The sequence below is a fragment of the Nitrososphaera sp. AFS genome (genome assembly GCF_009898475.1).
Lineage (GTDB): Archaea > Thermoproteota > Nitrososphaeria > Nitrososphaerales > Nitrososphaeraceae > Nitrosopolaris.
This window is the reverse complement of the sequence record NZ_QURE01000118.1, coordinates 1-414: the sequence shown is the minus strand read 5'-3', so window position 1 is coordinate 414 and position 414 is coordinate 1. Positions and strand designations below refer to the sequence as shown.

The following is a 414-nucleotide window of genomic DNA, read 5'->3' as shown; positions in this document are numbered from 1 at the left end:
CTGCAGCTTAGGATTACGTGCAGATTCAGCAATTATTTCACAAAATATCTTTTCATTTTCTCTCTTTTCAGTTCTATGAAAGTTTTCATAGAATTGCTCGTTAGATACTAAATCTTCTTTTGTTTTTGTTGTAGCTAATATTTGAGATAGCTGCTCTTTAAGCACTTTTAGATTATTGTCACAAATAACATAAAACAAGTCTTCTTTACTTTTGAAATAAAGATACAATGTACCTTTGCTTAAGTCTGCTTTCTGAGCTACTTCCTCCATCCTTGTCTTATCCAATCCATATTTGGAAAAACATTCAATCGCAGATTGAATTATTCTTTCTTTGATTTCTGTCTTGTATTCTGAAGTAACCTTTGGACACATTTCTGTTTCTATTGTTGTTTTCTTCTGATTCCTTCAGTCAAT

Annotated in this window: 1 pseudogene; it reads right to left on the bottom strand. The window is 31.2% G+C overall.

Annotated elements, in window-relative coordinates:
* A pseudogene (locus DYY65_RS10535) lies at window positions 1-372 on the bottom strand (TetR/AcrR family transcriptional regulator); the annotation flags it as partial.
* Window positions 373-414: the final 42 nt, after the last annotated feature.